Below are 352 nucleotides of genomic sequence, written 5' to 3'. Positions count from 1 at the left end.
CCCAACAGTAATGACTACTTATACCGTAACAGCTACCAATACGGCATCAGGCTGTACGGCAACCGATGCGGTAACTGTTACCGTTGACACAACTTTACCGGTTGCTAACGCAGGAACGGACTTTACCAAAACCTGTACCGTTAACCCGACAGGTATGGCAATAGGATCTGCAACAGTGGCTGGAGTAACATATTCTTGGAGTCCTTCAACTGGATTATCAAGCGCTACGGTATCTAACCCAACGGCTAACCCTACAGTAACAACTACTTATACTGTAACGGCTACCAATACGGCATCAGGCTGTACGGCAACCGATGCGGTAACTGTTACCGTTGACACAACTTTACCAGTG

At 47.4% G+C, this 352-nt stretch carries 1 protein-coding gene; it reads left to right on the top strand.

From position 1 onward, the window contains the following. Positions 1-10 precede the first annotated feature (10 nt). Positions 11-352: hypothetical protein (locus FLA105534_RS00035; RefSeq protein WP_217427674.1), on the top strand; the 342-nt coding region annotated here is incomplete at its 3' end.

It is taken from the genome of Flavobacterium collinsii (assembly GCF_902804485.1).
Lineage (GTDB): Bacteria > Bacteroidota > Bacteroidia > Flavobacteriales > Flavobacteriaceae > Flavobacterium > Flavobacterium collinsii.
Note: the sequence above shows the minus strand (reverse complement) of the source record. Positions and strands in the feature narration are given on the sequence as shown.